At 31.2% G+C, this 17860-nt stretch carries 21 protein-coding genes and 1 pseudogene (1 of these 22 running past the window's edge); 14 read left to right on the top strand and 8 right to left on the bottom strand.

From position 1 onward, the window contains the following. Positions 1-118 (bottom strand): annotated as a pseudogene (locus Q9969_RS07410) (reverse transcriptase domain-containing protein); it reaches 1063 nt to the left of the window's first position. A gap of 713 nt (positions 119-831) precedes the next feature. Here Q9969_RS07410 and Q9969_RS07405 point away from each other — a divergent pair. The 11 genes from Q9969_RS07405 (at position 832) to Q9969_RS07355 (ending at position 7091) form a co-directional block, all read left to right on the top strand. After that, positions 832-1950 carry a site-specific integrase gene (locus Q9969_RS07405; protein WP_305555924.1) on the top strand — a complete coding sequence of 373 codons (1119 nt, stop codon included), beginning with the start codon at positions 832-834 and terminating at the stop codon, positions 1948-1950. Positions 1951-2623: 673 nt separating this feature from the next. Then, positions 2624-2782 (top strand): hypothetical protein, encoded by a 159-nt coding sequence (locus Q9969_RS07400; RefSeq protein ID WP_305515515.1) that lies wholly within the window; start codon positions 2624-2626, stop codon positions 2780-2782. 200 nt (positions 2783-2982) lie between these two features. Continuing rightward, positions 2983-3285 carry a hypothetical protein gene (locus tag Q9969_RS07395; RefSeq protein ID WP_305555921.1) on the top strand — a complete coding sequence of 101 codons (303 nt, stop codon included), beginning with the start codon at positions 2983-2985 and terminating at the stop codon, positions 3283-3285. After that, positions 3266-3490: a hypothetical protein gene (locus Q9969_RS07390; protein ID WP_296890921.1), complete on the top strand. Its 225-nt coding sequence runs from the start codon at positions 3266-3268 to the stop codon at positions 3488-3490. The genes Q9969_RS07395 and Q9969_RS07390 overlap by 20 nt, the downstream gene beginning before the upstream one ends. Further along, the gene (locus tag Q9969_RS07385; RefSeq protein ID WP_305555918.1) at positions 3483-3617 is read left to right on the top strand and encodes a hypothetical protein; all 135 of its coding nucleotides are present in this window, start codon (positions 3483-3485) and stop codon (positions 3615-3617) included. Before Q9969_RS07390 ends, Q9969_RS07385 begins: the two co-directional genes overlap by 8 nt. 34 nt (positions 3618-3651) lie before the next feature. Further along, positions 3652-3786, top strand: a complete 135-nt coding sequence (locus Q9969_RS07380; protein ID WP_305515511.1) for a hypothetical protein — start codon at positions 3652-3654, stop codon at positions 3784-3786. Continuing rightward, complete coding sequence (locus tag Q9969_RS07375; RefSeq protein ID WP_305555913.1) at positions 3783-4208, top strand: hypothetical protein; 426 nt, start codon at positions 3783-3785, stop codon at positions 4206-4208. Before Q9969_RS07380 ends, Q9969_RS07375 begins: the two co-directional genes overlap by 4 nt. Positions 4209-4239: 31 nt before the next feature. Continuing rightward, a complete protein-coding gene (locus Q9969_RS07370) occupies positions 4240-4743 on the top strand; it encodes a hypothetical protein (RefSeq protein ID WP_305555910.1) in 504 nt (167 codons plus the stop codon). Positions 4744-4960: 217 nt separating this feature from the next. Further along, positions 4961-5236: a hypothetical protein gene (locus Q9969_RS07365; RefSeq protein ID WP_305555907.1), complete on the top strand. Its 276-nt coding sequence runs from the start codon at positions 4961-4963 to the stop codon at positions 5234-5236. 68 nt (positions 5237-5304) lie between these two features. Then, positions 5305-6453: a hypothetical protein gene (locus Q9969_RS07360; RefSeq protein WP_305555904.1), complete on the top strand. Its 1149-nt coding sequence runs from the start codon at positions 5305-5307 to the stop codon at positions 6451-6453. A 359-nt stretch (positions 6454-6812) separates the two neighbouring features. Then, entirely contained in the window at positions 6813-7091 is a 279-nt protein-coding gene (locus tag Q9969_RS07355) for a hypothetical protein (RefSeq protein WP_305555901.1), read from the top strand. Here the strand turns inward: Q9969_RS07355 and Q9969_RS07350 are convergent. From Q9969_RS07350 to Q9969_RS07320, 7 genes are all read right to left on the bottom strand, one after another. Next, positions 7080-8294, bottom strand: a complete 1215-nt coding sequence (locus tag Q9969_RS07350; protein WP_305555898.1) for a transposase — start codon at positions 8292-8294, stop codon at positions 7080-7082. The genes Q9969_RS07355 and Q9969_RS07350 overlap by 12 nt on opposite strands. Positions 8295-8569: 275 nt before the next feature. After that, complete coding sequence (locus Q9969_RS07345) at positions 8570-9565, bottom strand: GIY-YIG nuclease family protein (protein WP_305555895.1); 996 nt, start codon at positions 9563-9565, stop codon at positions 8570-8572. Between the two features lie 74 nt (positions 9566-9639). Beyond that, on the bottom strand, positions 9640-10329 hold the full coding sequence (locus Q9969_RS07340; RefSeq protein ID WP_305555892.1) for a hypothetical protein: 690 nt from the start codon (positions 10327-10329) through the stop codon (positions 9640-9642). Between the two features lie 88 nt (positions 10330-10417). Beyond that, on the bottom strand, positions 10418-10936 hold the full coding sequence (locus tag Q9969_RS07335; protein WP_305555889.1) for a phage terminase large subunit: 519 nt from the start codon (positions 10934-10936) through the stop codon (positions 10418-10420). A gap of 106 nt (positions 10937-11042) precedes the next feature. After that, positions 11043-11633 (bottom strand): hypothetical protein, encoded by a 591-nt coding sequence (locus Q9969_RS07330; RefSeq protein WP_305555886.1) that lies wholly within the window; start codon positions 11631-11633, stop codon positions 11043-11045. Between the two features lie 233 nt (positions 11634-11866). Further along, positions 11867-12115 carry a hypothetical protein gene (locus Q9969_RS07325; RefSeq protein ID WP_305555883.1) on the bottom strand — a complete coding sequence of 83 codons (249 nt, stop codon included), beginning with the start codon at positions 12113-12115 and terminating at the stop codon, positions 11867-11869. A 135-nt stretch (positions 12116-12250) separates the two neighbouring features. Then, complete coding sequence (locus tag Q9969_RS07320; RefSeq protein ID WP_305555880.1) at positions 12251-12448, bottom strand: hypothetical protein; 198 nt, start codon at positions 12446-12448, stop codon at positions 12251-12253. A gap of 190 nt (positions 12449-12638) precedes the next feature. Here Q9969_RS07320 and Q9969_RS07315 point away from each other — a divergent pair, with 190 nt between their 5' ends. The 3 genes from Q9969_RS07315 to Q9969_RS07305 all read left to right on the top strand — a co-directional run bounded on the left by Q9969_RS07315 (position 12639) and on the right by Q9969_RS07305 (position 17833). Next, positions 12639-13097, top strand: coding sequence for a hypothetical protein (locus Q9969_RS07315; RefSeq protein ID WP_305555877.1), 459 nt, complete (start codon positions 12639-12641; stop codon positions 13095-13097). A 967-nt stretch (positions 13098-14064) separates the two neighbouring features. Then, the gene (locus Q9969_RS07310; protein ID WP_305555874.1) at positions 14065-15618 is read left to right on the top strand and encodes a methionyl aminopeptidase; all 1554 of its coding nucleotides are present in this window, start codon (positions 14065-14067) and stop codon (positions 15616-15618) included. After that, entirely contained in the window at positions 15608-17833 is a 2226-nt protein-coding gene (locus Q9969_RS07305) for a hypothetical protein (RefSeq protein WP_305555871.1), read from the top strand. Before Q9969_RS07310 ends, Q9969_RS07305 begins: the two co-directional genes overlap by 11 nt. The last annotated feature ends 27 nt before the right edge of the window (positions 17834-17860 follow it).

Here is a 17860-nt window from a genome sequence, read left to right as displayed (position 1 = left end):
TTTGTTTATTTACATACTTATAGGTCTTTTTCCAATCAGTATCAGACCATATCGTAGCGTATGGTGTTGTGGACTCTAAAACAATGTTGTTTTGAGCATAACTCAACTTTATCACCATCCTTTTAACAAACAAACATTAATAGTTTTATTTACACGTTGTCTACTCTTTGAAAGTTAGCCATGTTTCCATGCCTACCACAAAAGGGCAGGTATCCGTTCACAGTTAATAATTTCCCTGTTTTCCTGCTATCTTTCGATAATTAACGGCTTTCGCTTTTTCAAAATCCTCTACCACCTGAAGAATTCCACTTCATTCGCAATCCGCTTACCTAAAAAAAAAAGAGTCTTCTTTTAGGACTTCAAATGGCTTACCGGGTTAATCTCCCATCAGATACGAATAAGGTAAGGTCCGAACTTTACACCGGCAATTCTACGGGTTGTGCGTTATAAGCATAAGTAAAGTAATTGACTTATTTCCTAATTGCAATCGATAGTAGCACTCTTTATAGTGCTTTGTATCCTACCTATCGTCATTTGTCACGATGCTTGCATTCGTTCACTTTAATTAACCATTCTTATTCTTCCTCTAGCCTTGACAACACTGGATACTAGTGTTTCATTAGACATTTTGCTCATGCAACTTCTTAGGCTCGTTACCAAGCTAAGAATTTCACAGGAGGAAATCCCAACACAACAGGGATTAAAACAACTTCATACAAGAAGTGTTTCACTGATACAAGAGTAGGGAAAAAGGAGACCCTATCCCGTTGCACTTACTTATCAAATGCTCTTGGTAAAAAGACATTTTATATAGGAGTAATAAATATGATTATGCACGAAAAAGATGAGCAACTTTTAAGAAGCTTTTGTGATGAGCGAGGGCTTAAAGATGTTACCTATGATAGCTATGCCACCGCCATTGGTTTGTATTCAAGATACCATAAAAAACCATTCTACCAGTTGTTAGAAGAAGCCGAAAAGGAAGAACGTGAAGAAGTCAAATGGAAACATTCAAAATTGAGGTCAAGACTTCTTGCATTCAGAAACCATTTGATGAAGAAAGGTCATCTTGGAACTACAGTCAAAAATTATGTCAGTAGGGTTATGACCGTATATGAAGAAGGTTTTGATATTGAAATTGGTAAAATGCCAAAGTTAAATCAGAAAAATATCAAAAAGCCTATGCCTATTTCTTATAATGATTTGCCCGACAAGGAATTGCTTAGGCATATCCTGAAGATGGTCAATCCGTTGATGAAAGCAATTATTCTCTTCATGACCAGCAGCGGATGTGCAAAAAGGGAAACTTTAAACATTACCATTCAGGATTTCATTGAGGCAACCTATGATTACCATCACAAGGACAATATAGATGATGTTATTGAAGCATTGCACGGCCGTGATGATGTGGTTCCATCCTGGAGGTTAAGAAGACAAAAAACCAACAAGTACTATACCACTTTTTCAAGTCCGGAATCTACAGCAGAAATAATTCACTATCTTGTGATAGATGAGAGGGAACTTACAAATTCAACTCCTCTTTTCAATATCAGTTCCACTCACATGAACAATCCCTTCGGCAAAATCAACAACAAGCTGAACCTTGGAAAGGCAGGTTCATACAACCGCTTCCGTTCCCACATGCTGAGGAAGTTTCATGCAAGCCAGCTGTACAATGACGGTTTGAGCATGGATGAAATCGATGAACTTCAGGGCAGAGGAAAGGATCAGACCAGAACTTCCTATTTCATGGAAGACCCTTTGCGTTTAAGAGAAAAATATATTGAGCATATGGGTGCAGTCACAATCAATCTTGATGTTGAGAAGTTATCCATCAAATCTCCGGAGTTTCAGGCAATGGAGAGTGAAAATCAAAAATTGAATGCTGAACTGGATGGTCTTAAGGGCGAAATTGATTATATCAAAAAAGCTTTAAGAAATACGGGATAAAACCTTATTTCTATTTTTTATTTTTTTTACATTTTTTTAACTACAATTTGTCAACATGATGGCTCCATCATGAGTTTCGTATTGTAGGTTTTTCTAGTTTTTTTCATATTTTTTTGTTTATTTGTTTATAGAATTTTGGAAAAATACATGCCTTATATTCAAGTATAACATTGTAATAATTAAACGATTTAACATCAAAGGAGCAATAGTAATGTTTATATATTCATTTTGACAAACTATGATTAGCCATTACGAAGTGAGAACAATTTTTATGAGTGAGAACAATTTTTCACACTCGTAAAACTTTTCTTTTGTGAAGGCTGAAAATCAATATCTGGAGGTAAAATATCAAAAAAACAGGAATCATGAAAAAAATAAGTAGAATATAAGTGGGTCAGTAAGAAAATAGAAATAATTAAACACAGTCTGCAAACTTTGTTAAAAATTAATACTTTCCAAAACTTAACCCAATATCTAGTTTATTTTAAGGAATATATAAAGATTTTCAATTTAAATAAAGCAAAACTTATATTTGTTCCACAAAATATTGCGATTAAGAATGGAATATTGATTTTACCTACAAACTATTTTTATTTTCAAAGACTTCTGGCCACTTGAGTTTTAGACTGTTGATCACTAACTCCCCATGAGGGAAAACAGGAGACACCAAAAAATGTGTGAAGCAATAAAACCCCGGCCCAACGAAATAATAATTTTCAATAATTTCAGGGCACTTGAAGAAACTATCTCTGAAATTCAGGAATCGGAAAACATCCGAAATGAAAGAGAATTCTTCGAATCATACAGAATCAAGATAATAAGGCTTGATTAAACACGCAGACGAACTAAAAATTTAAGATAAAATCGGGAGTCTAAGAATAATGAAGGAACAAGAAATAAACGGAGAAGTCCATGTTTTAGTCCCAAAAAACATCTGGGCTAGAATATGGCTGGTATTTGATAGAATAGAACACTTGGGTGAATTCAAATGAATAGCTATTCACCTATTGCATTAAATGAGGTTGATAAATTATGACAACCTCAATTAATCAATTTGAAGATAATTTCCATGGCATTTTAACTCACAATGGCGAAATCAAAATTGCCAAAGGAGACGTTGAACAGGAAATCCTCTACATTGATGATGACGGTATCGTATTGGTCGATGGTGGAAAAAAAGCATACCAGACAATAATACATGACAAACTACTGTCATTAATTCAATATGCAACTGAAGGAGATATAGGTTTAATCAAATTCATAAGAGGAGAAGCTTTTATTGTCGGATTCAGGAAACACAAAAGGGATGATGAACATGGAAAATGCAATTCTTGAAATGCAAAGGAATCTGGATGAAGAACATTTCATTGCATTCGTATCTGCAGATGAAAATCCGTATTGTGCGGTAATGAAATCAGACGAATTGAATTTCCCAGATAATAAAACAGTTGTTATTCACAGAAATGGTGGAATGACTACAATAATCAATTTGAATTTCATTATTGAGGTCTGCATCAGGAGGTTTGGTCAATATGCCTAAACCAGCAAGATTATATCCAAAAGAAGAACCGATGGATCCCAATCCAAAAATGATTTTCATCGGAAGCATGATATTTGCTGTAGCCATCGGCTGGATTGGAATAGCAACAAGCACAGGAGGATTATAAACCAATCCTCCCAAAATTTTCAAGGTGATAAAAAATGGTAAAAGCAGAACTTATAGAAGAACCGCAGGTTTCTCAGGAAACTGAATTAGTTAAAGTTGATAATGTCCCTGACGTGGATGTGGCCATGAACAATGGGACGCTTATCAAAAACTCTGTAAAGGGTTATTGAATGACACAGACTATCAGGAAATAATCGTTAAAGAAAAAGATGAAGAAGGTAACTACGTTAAAGTGAAAAGACACTTTAAGAAAAAGTCAGCATGGCAAAAGCTGTCAAGAGCATTCAATGTTGATACCGCAATTGTTGACCGTGATTTGGAGCGAACAAAAGCCGGCAGGATAAAAGAAGCATACTACTGTGTTAGAGCAACTCTACCAAATGGTAGAAGTGTTGAATCAGATGCACTATGCTCCCGTTCTGAAAAAGGCAAAGACAAAGTGAGCGATCACACCATCATGTCTACTGCAAAAACACGTGCAACAAATCGTGCAATAGCTGAACTGATTGGAGCAGGTGAAGTGTCAGCAGAAGAAATGTCAGCTGAAAGAATAGTTAACCAATCAAAATTTTTAAGAGAGGACAATAGCTAATCCTCTTTAATATTTTTAGGAGACAAATAAAATGAGTTTTGAAAATACTAAACAAACCATATTTACAGGTACAGAATTAGATTACGAAGAGATTGTAGAAATTCCGGAAGGATATGAAAAAGCAGAATTAAGAGACTTTGAAGACGGAACCCTCTTAAGAGGAAGACCTGAAATGTCTTCAGTAACATCATACACTTTCGATGATGACGGTGAAGAAAAAACCGTAAACAGATTCAAACTCTACATCTTCCAGGATGATGACCAATTATACATTGAAATCAATGTCAATCTCAAAAACGATGGAGACCTTCACAAAAACATCAGAAAAGGAAGTGTGCTCTTTGACTTCATCACTTCAATCCTTGAACTTGAAAATGCTGGAAGTGTTGGCAAATCCAATATCCTCATAAACGTTAATCTTGCAGAATACCATGAATTCGTCAACGGATTATATGAAATGACAATACAGGTCAAAGAGAAATCCGGAAGCTATGTCTATTACAGTTTCATTGTACGTGACGTCCAAGTAAAATAGATGGAGCAAGAACAAAATGAGTAATGTAGCTGAATTACCTACTAAAGATACAATAACTCTCATTATCAACAGAAAGAAAGTAGAGAGTGTTACATATGTATTTAAAAATAAAGACGGTAATAAAATTGGAGAATACTTAAACAAAACTCCAGCTACATTATCTTCTCAGAGTAATGTCGCAAGACAGTTCAAACAGATTGTAAATCCCAAAGGTGACATGAATTCGAAGATTGTCAACAACCAGTTCGCAGAGGTAAAACAACTCCTGCAGCTTCACTATGAAAATGAGCTATCCGTTATTGAACTGGAAATAGCTGACAGGAAACAAGCCGAGCAGGAAAAGGATAGTGTTAAATTAAAGGAAGCTATCACTAAACTGCAATCATTGAGCCGACCTTTGATTTATATCGGAAGTATTGTTGAATGGTTTACAGCAGGTGAACGCAACAACATATTGTATGCATTTACGTATATGCAGGACAGATTATCTTAAGAAATCCGGTATCCGTAATATGTCTGGGTGAAGCAAGCAGCGGCAAGTCACATATCCGGGAAACCGCATTGAAGCTGATTCCAAAACGTTTTGTTGTCAATGAGAAAAAGATTACTGAAGCAGCACTCTTCAATCGTGCAAAAACAGACAAATTTTTCTATGACGGCAAAATCGTTAACTATGGGGATATGGGAGGAAACAATGACCATGACTTTATGGAAGAATCCAAAAACCTCATGAAGGAACTGCAGTCAGACGGTTTTCTAAACAAACCATTAAACATTCCTGACGGTGAAGGTGGATGGGAAGTAAAGGATCTTGAACTTGTCGGCAGACCATGTCTTACATACACTACAGTGCCTAACCATTATTTTGATGATCAGGAAATGAGCAGGAGCATTTTCATCACTCCAAGAATGGACAATCAGAATATCTTCAATAAAAGAAACAGTGCACTGGAATTCAAGCACGGCAAAAGCTACAAAATCCTAAAACATTATGAAAAGGAAGCTGAGCTAGTGCCATACATGTTATTGCACCTTAAGGAAGTATTTGAAAACATTGTAATAATAAATCCATATGTTTACTTTGTCATCAACTTCCTGAAGGACGCTGCTTTCTATAAAAGAGATTTTGATAAGTTCAACGGCATACTGAAAACAATAACGGCCTTGAATTACTATAACCATGAAGTCTATGAGGTTGACGGTAAAAAAGTAATTTTGACTAACATTGCAGATGTGCAGGAATTCATGAGCTTGCTTAAGCCATACAAGGAAAGCATATCTGCAAACCTGTCCCCTAAGGCAGTTGAGGTTTTAAACGACATCAGAAACAATATCGAAGACTGGCGAATGAAAAAGGATAGGGAAGTATTGGACATGGGAATTACAACCAATGAATACTTCTCACTTCAAAATCTTGGATTAAGTAAGGCATCAGTTAGGAAATACATGTATGAATTGGCAGACAAGGAATTTATTCAAGTAACAACCCGTTCCGGCAGAGCTAATGTATATGACTTGGCCAAAAGTGAAGTTGCATCAATCAACTATGACTTAAAGCACATTGACGATTCAATATATCAGAATATCTGCTATGAGATTGGTGAATGGGTTATAGACATTATGAAAGAAGATAAATTTGTTGAGGGGTTAAGTATCATGAACTTTGATGAAGAAGTTAAAAAACCAACATGGATAAGTAAAAAACGATAAAAACTGTGAAAACCATGAAAACTGAAAAACTGAAAAAACTATGTAAACTTTAAAAAACTTTCACAAAAGTTTTTATAAAAAACTGCTTACAATTGTTTTCAGGTTGATTGGAGAATTTTTAGTTGGAATCGGTAATTGCTTTTCTGATGAAAACCAATGTATTTCAGGATAAGGGGGAGGTAACTTTAACAATACTTCCCGCATACCCTGGAAAAATACGGTTTTTTAAAAAATCATAATATTGGAAAGTGATGATAGCTATTCTTTTTTAATTTAAAGGATTCTGGAAGCTATTTAAAAAAACCATCCCAAAATTTCTCAATAGTTTTTATGGTTTTTATAAATTTTTTTGATTTATTATGAAATCTATAAAACAACAGATAATCGAAGCCAAAAAGGAAAAGCAAGAAAGGGAAGATGAGTTGTGGTTTGTGGATTACTGTAACAACTGCAAAACAGGATTGGCTTTTAAAAATGATGTGCCTTGTCATCATCCATGGTACTGCTGGCATGAAGGCGAATCAGCTATTGTGCAGGCTGAGATTGTAAGGATTGATGAATATCGCAGATTACATGGACACGTCACATCACAGATGTATTGGGAATATAAGCATAGGGTGCTAGATTTATGTAAATAAATCTAGTTCGGATTGGACTTCTTTTTTAGTTAGGAGTGTTGTTTGTTCGTCAGTTTTTTCGCCCACTTGTTGATTTTCATTTGTTTTATTATTTTCCTTAGATTTTTTAGATTTTCTTGATTTAATTGGTTCAAGATCTATTCTGCCTTCAGCCAATTGTTGTAGTTTTGTTTTTGTGTCGAAGCCTTGTTGTATGACTAGTGTTGATAATAATATGCATAGATAGATGTTTCTTCTCATGGAACTCTGAGTATATGCGTGGAATTCACCTAATCCAAATGCATCTTTGCATACTTTGAAGAAATCTTCAATTAAGCCCCTTATTGGTTTTAATTTCTTCCAATTTTCTAGTTTTTCATATAATATTGTTGTTAACTCGAGGAATAATTCTTTATTCTCTTCTAAAGTATTTTCATCGTAAAATATATCCAATGATGTGGACATTCGCGCATCTAATTTTTCAATAGTGAAGTAAATGCGAGGAAATATGACTGCAACAACGTTATACTTGTTAATCGCGTTAATATAGTTTTCCATGGAGTAATACCCTTTATCAAAAAGAATTACTTGTCTTTTTTTGAGTAAACGCCTTCTACTCAATTCTTCTAAAACTTCATCAAAAATTTTACTATCATTTTTCGCACCAGAATGGATAATTACAGAAATGGGGCATAATGAATCTTTTTCTAAGACTAAAGTGACTTTAAATCCTATATAATAGCCTTTAGTGGTTGAAAAACCCATATCTAAATCTAATTTTTCAAGATGTTCGGGACTCACGTATTTCTTTAGAATATTAATATCACAAGCTACTGGAGTTGCATCAACAATCCAATCACTTTTACGATTCTTATTTAGCTTAAGGAACAATTTGAAAAAGCTGTTGCTAATATTATTGTATTGATTAGGAGAATAACGACTCAAGTATTCATAAACCTGTGCTTCACTCGGCACTTCATTCTCAATTTTTAAGAACCTTTTTAGTTTTTTATCAATGTTAATCTCATATATTACTCTAGAAACTGGATAATTATAGAATTTACTTAAAAAAACGATTTTTATACATGTAATCATCATTTTAATGTTTTTTATTCCATTTTCACTAAATATGTGTCTGTTCTTTTTATCATCGATATTTATAAATACTTTGTCCAACAATCTAAATTTACGGCATCTTTTAGTATAATTTAATCCAGGCAACATGTTAATTCACTAATAAAATATTTGTTGCTCATTATATTTAAAATTAATTATTAATTGATGCCGTTTTTTAATATAACAAAATTATAAATCGTGGGCTACAAATTTGAGTAAAAAAATATACGAAAATAAGAAAAATAATATCAAACTGAAGGTTATTTACAACTCAAAAATCTAGCACCCTATATAAGCAGTTAAGAAAAAGGCAACGTCAGTTGATATGGGAAGGTAGAAGAAAATTGTTAGATGGACAATGACATTATAGCGGAATATAAGTTTTATAAAATCTTATCAACCAAGAATCTTTTATAAACACGACCATTTTCTTTATATTGGTCTTCGCTATAATCTATTACGTGGATATGAGTTATAAACTCATCATAATTCCAATTGCGAATTGTAACAGAACGAGTAGGATTAAATTTCTCATCACCTATTGTGTAACTAACAACATCAAATCTTTCACACAAACCATCAATATCAGTTATAACATAAGTTTCGCTTATTTCATCATTATAAATTGGATTAATTGTAAGAAAATCAAGAAACTTTTTTACTGGATAACGAACATTTCTTGTTTCTACATACTCAATTTCATAAGGGGCTATTCTCATCTCTTCAGCATAATAACCATCAAATGTTTTAACAAGAATATTTGATTTAAAATCCTCTAATGTTGTTAAAGGGCTCCACTCCCAAACAATATCATTTATATCTTTACTTTTGAAATTACCGTCCAAATATTCCCTATACAAATAATATATTAGTTCGTTTTCTTCAAAATGTTTCTCTAATTTACTTAAGACTCGTTCGTTCTGATACATTCTTCGAACTTCTGGTTGTGTTAAATTTCCAACCCTTAAATGATAACTTAACTCTTTTAGAAATTCAACATCGTTTGAATAGAATAAAATAGACTTACCAGATACAGATTTGACTCCATAGCTTGTTCCTGCTTTAACAACTCTATGTTTGCCTGCACCAACAAAACCGTCTCCCCCTTTGGTTTCGTTATAGCCTTTATCGTAACTTTTGAATTTCTTAATTAAAGCAATTTCCTTTTCGTTTAACTTTTCATCAGGACATGTTTCAATGACTTCAAATTCAAAAACATTTCCATATTTGTCAAAACTATGTTGTAAGTGACTATTGTGGTGTATTCCATTTTTTAGATTATTAAAATGTTCTTCTTTTCGAAGTAAGGGATTTCTAATAGTTTGACCAATATAAATTTTATTGTTGATAGTATTTGTAATCTTATAAATGTATCCCATATAACCATCTTCATTATCCTTTTTTTATTTGTTGATTAATTAATTTTAGTATTTTGATTATAATGCAATAATTGTCATGTGGAATACCACTTATCCACATTAACTCTTTGAGTTTGAACTTCAGAAACTATTTTTTCGTAACCTCCAGTGAATGCCACTACACAGTCATCATGAATGGCCTCATTTGGATATGCAGTTATTTTTTCCAGAAATTCCATCGCCCATTTTTTCGTGAACCCGGTCGAATCCTTTCCAACAAGGAAAATTCCATTCTTTTGAATATCAGCTGAAACTCTTCTTGCACGGTCAATTTTGTTTTCTCTTGAGTTACCAGTGCCTGTAGTGAATCCTCTTCTGTTTAGTTCATCTATAATTAATAATCCGAAGTTTTTACCGGTGCTTCCGTCAAGTTCAATGTATTGTACATCTGACTTGTCACGTGCTGCAGTATTTAATATTTCATTGATCAGGTTTCTGGATTCCAATTGAAATTCATATGAATCCAGAATATAAATATTTCCGGACAGATCTTTAGCTAGCAGAACGCCGGCTGTAAAATCTGGATCACTTCCTTTCAACTTATCATCATTCAACACTTCAGTAGCTGCAAGATCCCAATATCTGATAACTTTAACGATTGGTATTTTCATGTATTCATCATGAGAAATCAAATGGAAGTCGGATTCGTCGAACAGCTGACCTTTAACTGAAGCATACCAGTTACCGTTCATTAACTGCTCACGTGTTACTCTATCCAATCCCATCAGGTATTCTTCATAATCTTTCCTGTCCAGGTAAACATTATCCAGATAGCTGGAGCTAATAAAACGAATTTGTGATTTATCCTGAATATCAGTGTCTATTTTTTTCTATGAATCTTTCACGAACCCATTTGTTCCCACGTTTACCGGGATTACTGGAGCACATTAACTGTGTAGGAAGTTTGTTGTCTTTTGTTTTTCTTACCCTTGACCTCATGTAAATGTATTTGAATCTTTCAAGCTGTGTCAGTTCATCAATTCCTATGAACTGGTATTCGGAACCCTGATATGTATCGAGGTCATTGATGTTTCTTAAATATCCAAAGGTTAGTGAATTTCCATTGGGAAATGTCCATGAATGTTCTGTTCCATTCCACTTCGGTTTGATGCTTGCATTATTTTGAACTTCATTTCGATTTAACCACTGACTTGCTTTATGAATTAAAGCTCCTTTACGCTTCAAGTCAGATAAAGTACGTCTCAGGATGAGGGCATGATATTCATTAACATCATCCTGAACATAAAACAGTGCCCTCATCAACAGACTTGTTGATTTGGAACCTCCTGCGGCACCACCAATCAAGACTTCCTTTTCTCTAGCCAGTATCATCTCGGCCTGCTTTGGAAATGGATTGAATGGAATATATGGATTCTCATATACGCACTTCTGAAGAATAGCTTTATCCCTAGCATCTAAATAGAATTCATTGTTTTCATCATACATTGTTATCATCAATTTGCTTTGCGAGGATTTCTATTTCATTCATTATGTCCTTTTGTGAGATTTCAATTTTCTTATCTTCCAGTTCAAGAACCCTGTTTTTGAACAGTCTGTCCATTTCATCCTTGAATAATCTGTTTTTGGCTTCAAATGCTTTAACTGATAATTCAAGATATCTGATTTTCAGTTCGGTAATGTCGATTAAATATCTGGCCAGACTTTTTTCATTGGCATTGTATCTTACTTCCAGGTCCAGCTTTTCAAAGTCGATTTCAAGGCCAACTGCATTTTTAGTTATTTTATCTAAGTTTTCCAAACCTGTTTTAATATCAGTGACCTGCTGCTGTAGAATTGAATCAATAGCTAAATCTATATTGTCCTCGTGAACGTTATTGTCTGTTATCTGTTTTTGTGTGATTGCCCTGTTTGTCAATGCGTCTTTTTGTCTTGCTCTTGGGTCTTTATCATTATCTGTTAGATGATATTTCTTTTTGAATCTTGAGAATGTTGCTCTGCTTACTTCAAGTTTGTGTTCCTCATCCAGCCATCTTCTGACACTTTCATCTGTTGCTCCTTGAGTTTTCATTACCTGTATTTCATACAGAAGTGTTTCCAGGAAATCTCCTTTGGTTATTTTTAATCCTGCTTTGAATTCCTTAAATGTTGTGAGTGAAACTTCACGTTCATATTTTTGTTTTTAGGAGTTCTATGATTTCCTTGTTGCTCATTGCCTTCTTGCAGCAGTTGATGATTTCCTGTTCATGCTGTTCTAAAAAATAATGGATGTCTGAATTTACTCGACTCATAGTGATGGTTCTCCTATAAATCCCTTAATTCTCTTTCAAGTTCCTGTTTTCTTTCTTCAATTAACTTGTATTCCCTTTGTTTCATAATCTTTTCATAATCAGGATTGTTGTGTATTAGTGTTATTGTTTCCTGTGCATCGCCGATAGCTATTAGCATTGCTCCAAGTTCGTATGCGTCCTTGTGTGTAAAAATAGATTCTTCTACTATTTTTTTGAGTGTTATTTCAACTCTTGCGCTGATGTTGGTTTTTTCAGGTAACATAATACATATATTTATTATGTATTATATATAAAATTTTATTATAAAAAAAATATAAAAGTAATAATAAATATTACTTTCACAATTGAAAAACAGTTTCTTTTGAAGAGTTATATACGTGAGATATATTTTTTGAAGCTATTCATCATCGCCCATTTCATCAAGTTCTTTTTGCAAGTCATGGATTTGCATTTCCTTGTAGAATCTTTCGAACTTGCCGGCTTCAATAAGATAAGCTGAAACTTCAAGAGCATCTCTATAGGTATAGTTGGACTCTTTGATAATTTGCTTTTTGTCTTCATCCATGTAGGATGATGTATTATTTATATTGGCCATAGCTATTACAACCTGTATATAATAATTAATATAATATTTTATTATTTTAATTATATAAAATTATCATTAAATGGCTCTTTCAAAAACTTTGTTGATTTGAAATTTTTTGATGAAAATTAGTTTGGAATTTTTAATTTTGTCTTCAAAAAATAGTTAAATTTAATAAATAGGTGGAGTAAAAGTTTTTATTATGCCTAATCAAAAAACAAATACTCCAAATAGTATTTTAGATGTTAAACAATATATATTTTGTGATTTTAATGATGGATTTGTCCTTTCAGATCCTCGTTTTGTGAAAATTTTTAAATCCTGTCAAAAGGCTCTGAAATCTTTTGATTTGAGTTTTAAGAAGGATGTTCCGTATTTTAAAATGAGTTTAGCTCGATGCCCTCATTGTGGAACTCGTCATGTAGTTAAATATGGTTTTACAAAAAGAACATTAGTATTTAAAGAAATAGGCAAAACTAAGGTGAAAGTTCAGCGTTATATTTGTAAACGTTGTGGTAAAACCTTTCAAACTGATTTAACAAGTCTTGTTGATAAAAACAGTAATTTTACGAATGAATTGAAAAGTAAATCAGAGCATTTAATTTCAGATTATCTGGGAAGCTTGAAAAATGTTTGTAAATCTTTTAAAAAATTCTTTTGAATAACAGTTTCACATCAAACGATTGAAAATTGGCTTTTTGTTGATGAAAACATTTTAGAATTTGATTTAGGTCGTTGCTCGGGATATTATGTCTTTGATGTAGAATGGATAAAAATCAATGGAGAATGGAAATATCGACACACCTTACTTGATTCAATTTCAAATTGCATCGTAGCCGATGCAATTTACGATACTGAAGATGAAAACACTGTTGAGAAGTTTTTAAGAGAATCTACAGTAAATAAAAATAAAATTGCAATCACAACAGATTTAGATAAAAAATATGCCTCAATTATACCAAAACTAGGTTTTAAACACCAATTATGTATTTTCCATACTAAAAAAAGTTTAAATAAACAATTAAAAACTTTTAAAGATAAAAATCTCATTTCTGACGAAGAATATCAAGAATGCCACAAACAACTGAAAATAATCAAAGATTTATTCGATTTAAATGATTACGATGAATTCAAAAATGAAGTACAATCTTTAAAATTTATCGCAAAGATGATTTTCATCCAGTTATTTACAAAATAATCAGAAAATCAATCACTCCTCGATATAAAAGCTTTATTCATCACTTAAAAGATAAACGAATTGAAAAAACAAGTAACAAAATTGAAAATGCCTTCCAAAAAACAATGCCAAAATCTAGAAAAAGAACATTCAAGACCAAACGAGGTGTTTTAAAACGAATCTATCGCAGAGATTTAATTTGGAATGACAATCGCAAAAAGGATTTTGAAAATCAACAAAGTTTTTGAAAGAGTCATCATTATCACTTTTTATTATATTATTTATTATATATTTTATTACTTATTTTATATAAATATTTATTATACTTCAACACTCCTAATTAAAAATTCACACATTAATTCTTCCATTAGACACTCCAAAAAAGTTTAAATTAATTATACTCTAATAGTTAATTAAAGTATTCAAATTATTTTCCCACATGGTGCACTATATGAAAAAAAGTGATAGAAATAAACCATGCCCCTGTGGCAGTGGAAAGAAATATAAACATTGTTGTCTTAAAAAAGACAGATATTTAAAAAATCTCCCTGATGATGTATTAACAAGATTAAAAGAGGAATTTTCAAAATATAATCAGACAGATTTAATTAAAACTTTGGCAGCATTATCAATATGTCCTGAAAACCAATCACAATATATTCGACTTGAAATAGCAACTCAAATAGCATGCTCCAATATTAATTGCGGAAATAAAATAGTCACAAGTCATGATTTAAACGAATTATTTTTAAAATATCTTCCTTCAGAAGGACCAATAGGCTGGTTAGAAGATTCTTTAGATACTTTATTTACAAATAATATCATATTTTTTAAAAATAATGTTATATTTAATGGACTTTCTACTTCTGACTATTATGTATTGCAAAAAATACTCAATAGTATCCATTTAAACTCTTCAAATTTTTCTGATGAATTCCTAAAGCATTTCTATCGTACTTCAACATTTATTCTATTTTTAAGTGATTATATTGCAAAAAAATCAGGTCACGGCCGCTATGAAGTTTTTGATAATAGATTTAGGCAAGAAATATTTTTCCCCAAGATTGATGAATTAGATTATCTTAAAAAATGTGTCACACTCAATGCTAATAAATTGAAAGAGTATATGGGCTTTTTCAATGTTGACAACAACATTGCTGATGATTTTATTATTGAAGTGGGTGACAATAATTTTAATAGCGTTCTATCAGTTGAAAAAGAATTTAAAGAAAAATTGAAAAGAAATAATATTTTCGAAGATTTTTTTAAGATGAATATGTATTCCGAATTTTCAGACAAAAATCCATTATTAATATCTCCTTTAATAAAAATTGAAAGCACATATATAATATTTCCTAGAGCACTATCAACTTCTCTTAGACATAACATTTTATTATCTCTTTTAAAATTTAATGAAAAAAAGAATTTTATAAGAAACTATCAGAAAGATTTATGGTCCAATATTTTATTTAATTTAAAAAAAATAATATTACAATTTGAAGATTTCAATTATAAATTACCTGAATGGGAAAATACAATATTTAAAGATGAAGTTTTTAAAATTGATACAGATAAGTTAGCTTATTGTATCCTCGTTAACGATAATTTAAAGAATTATGGTAAAAATGGACCTTGTGAAAGAATTGATTTAAAATATTATTCTATACTAAAAAATAGGATAGATTTTGTTATGAATAATCTATATTCTGATGAATCCATTGATGATATTCTTATAATTTTATTTATTGGCATGACTGGACGCCAACATTATACAGAAATACCAAAATATAATAATGTATTAATGATTAACTGTGAAGAATTTGAAATACTCGTCAATTCGGGCAAATATGATAGTTTGACTCTTTTTAAATTTGCAAATTTATTAGAAAGCAAGAATATTAAAGGAAATAGTTTTTTAGATAAATTCAGTTTTTATATTGAAAAAAATCATTCATTTTATGTTACTGATAAAAAAGAGGACATACTCATATATCTTGTCCTTTGAAGAAACATCAGAATATACAAAAAAATTAAGAAGAAAAGCAATTAAAGATAAAGACCCACACTTAGAAATTTATGGAGATAAATTTATTTTAGTTAATAAAATTAATGATTTTATGTATGCAACATCCCCTAATTTATATTTAATCAAATTAATTAATCAAAATATCTGGATTAAATTTGAAAAAGACATTGAAACATTCATTGCTAAAGCTATAGGATTTTGGATTTGGCAGTTTAGTGATGAACTTTATAAAGATTTGAAACCATTAAATGATAGACCTATTTTAATTTCATTTAGCCTTGAAGAAGATAATGATTTAGATTTGAATATTAAAATAACAAATAACATTAAAGAAAATTTAATTATTTCTAGCAATATATCTGAGGCAGAAATTAAGTTTAAAATTAGTAAATATTTGAAACCTATAGCAAATCAGAAAAATAATGAAGCAGACCTGCTTTTAATGGATGAAATTTTAAAACTAATTGGAAAGTTATTAGAAAAAAATAGTTTAGAAAATACATTAACCGAAGAACGCAGATGTGAAATTATCGATGAAAAATCACATTCCGACTTAAAGAAACACATGTTAATTTATACTTCTAAAGATATCAATAATATTCCTGTAAAAAATCAAATAAGATTATTGCAAGAACATAATGTCCAATCAGCAATGGATGGCTTAGTAAATAAAGTCCAATGTGAGTATGATTATAATCAGAAGTTAACTAAAGACCAATCTATCGAACTAAGCCATAGAATTGTTGGATATTATCTGGATTGTATTAAAAAAGAAATTGCGAAATATGATTGGGATGATCTTATCCAAAAGTTAATTTTAAATTATGAAAATATTCTATTTGCCCGGTCATCATTTAATAATGTATACTATTTTAATAATTATGATAAAGATTCTGGCGTTTTGGAAGAAATTGTCTATGAAGAGCATGAGTTAGATAAAATGGGATTGCCAACAAGGTTTTTAATAGAACTTTTATCTGCGGAACAAAACTTTAATAGCAAAGTAAAAATATCGAAGGAAAGCTTTGACCAGTTAATGGCTTTATCCAATAATTATATTGAATGGGCATTTAGCAGTGATTATATAAAATCTGAACATGTGGATTTCGAAATCACTCCTTTAGAATCCGGTCGTTTTGGAACTGAAACTAATTTAGATGATATTCTTGATACTTTTAGAACTAAAAGAACATTAGAACATATGATTAATCTTTCTATAAATATCCTTCATTATAATGATGGTGGAGAAAACCCAAGTGATGAAGAAGAAGAGGCATTCAAATCGGAATTTGGAATTAATTTAACGGACTATGCTGATTTTATTTCCATACTAATAAAATTAGCTGTAGATGACGAAAAAGATGTTGTTGTTATCTCTAAATCTAACTTAATAGATATTTTGAAAAGTGAGTTAGAATGGGAATATGAAAAATCAGTGAAAGCCATAGAAAATTTTTCATTAAGTCATCGCGAAAAATGGGATAATCCTCCTGAAGGTTATAGTAAAAACGATATCAATCCATGGGTTTTTAGAAGACCTTTATCTTATCATTTAAAACCTTTAATTATTAAAAATAATGAAGATGAAACAGTGATATATGGTTTTAGAAATGCTCTTCATTCCTTTTCAGATTTATTACATTTAATTTTTAAAGGATTATATAAAACTGATAATTCTTCAAAAAAATTCAAGTCATTTGTTGGTAAAATGGGGGATATAAAAGGAAAAGAGTTTAATGAAAGAGTTTTTAAATGGTTTGAAGATAATTTAGATGCCTCTGAAAAATTTTATTTAAAACAAAATGTGAAGATAGATAAAATAGTAAAAGCCAATCCAAAATATGGTGATATTGATATTTTATTGTTAGATAACAATGAAAAACATTTATTTTCAATTGAATGCAAAGATATTGAAGGTGCACGAAATCCTCGTGAGATTTTTCATGAAATAGAAAAATTTTTCGATAATAAAGAATGGATAAAAAAACACCAAAGAAGAGATATTTGGATAAAAAATAATCTAGATAAATTAGGCAATAAAATTGGGCATGATTTAAAAGATTATAAAGTTTTTTCATTTTTTATTGTATCCCAAGAGTTATCTATAATTTATTTAAAGGAAACACCTATAGATATACTTCCGTTTTCGCAAATAAAGAATGATGGACCAACTTTCTTAGATAAATATAATTAATAGTGCGTTGGTCATTTCATTTCTTAA

Source organism: Methanobrevibacter sp. V74, assembly GCF_963082495.1.
Classification (GTDB): Archaea; Methanobacteriota; Methanobacteria; order Methanobacteriales; family Methanobacteriaceae; genus Methanocatella.
The sequence above is the reverse complement of the archived record's forward strand: the minus strand, read 5'-3'. Positions and strand labels throughout refer to the sequence as shown.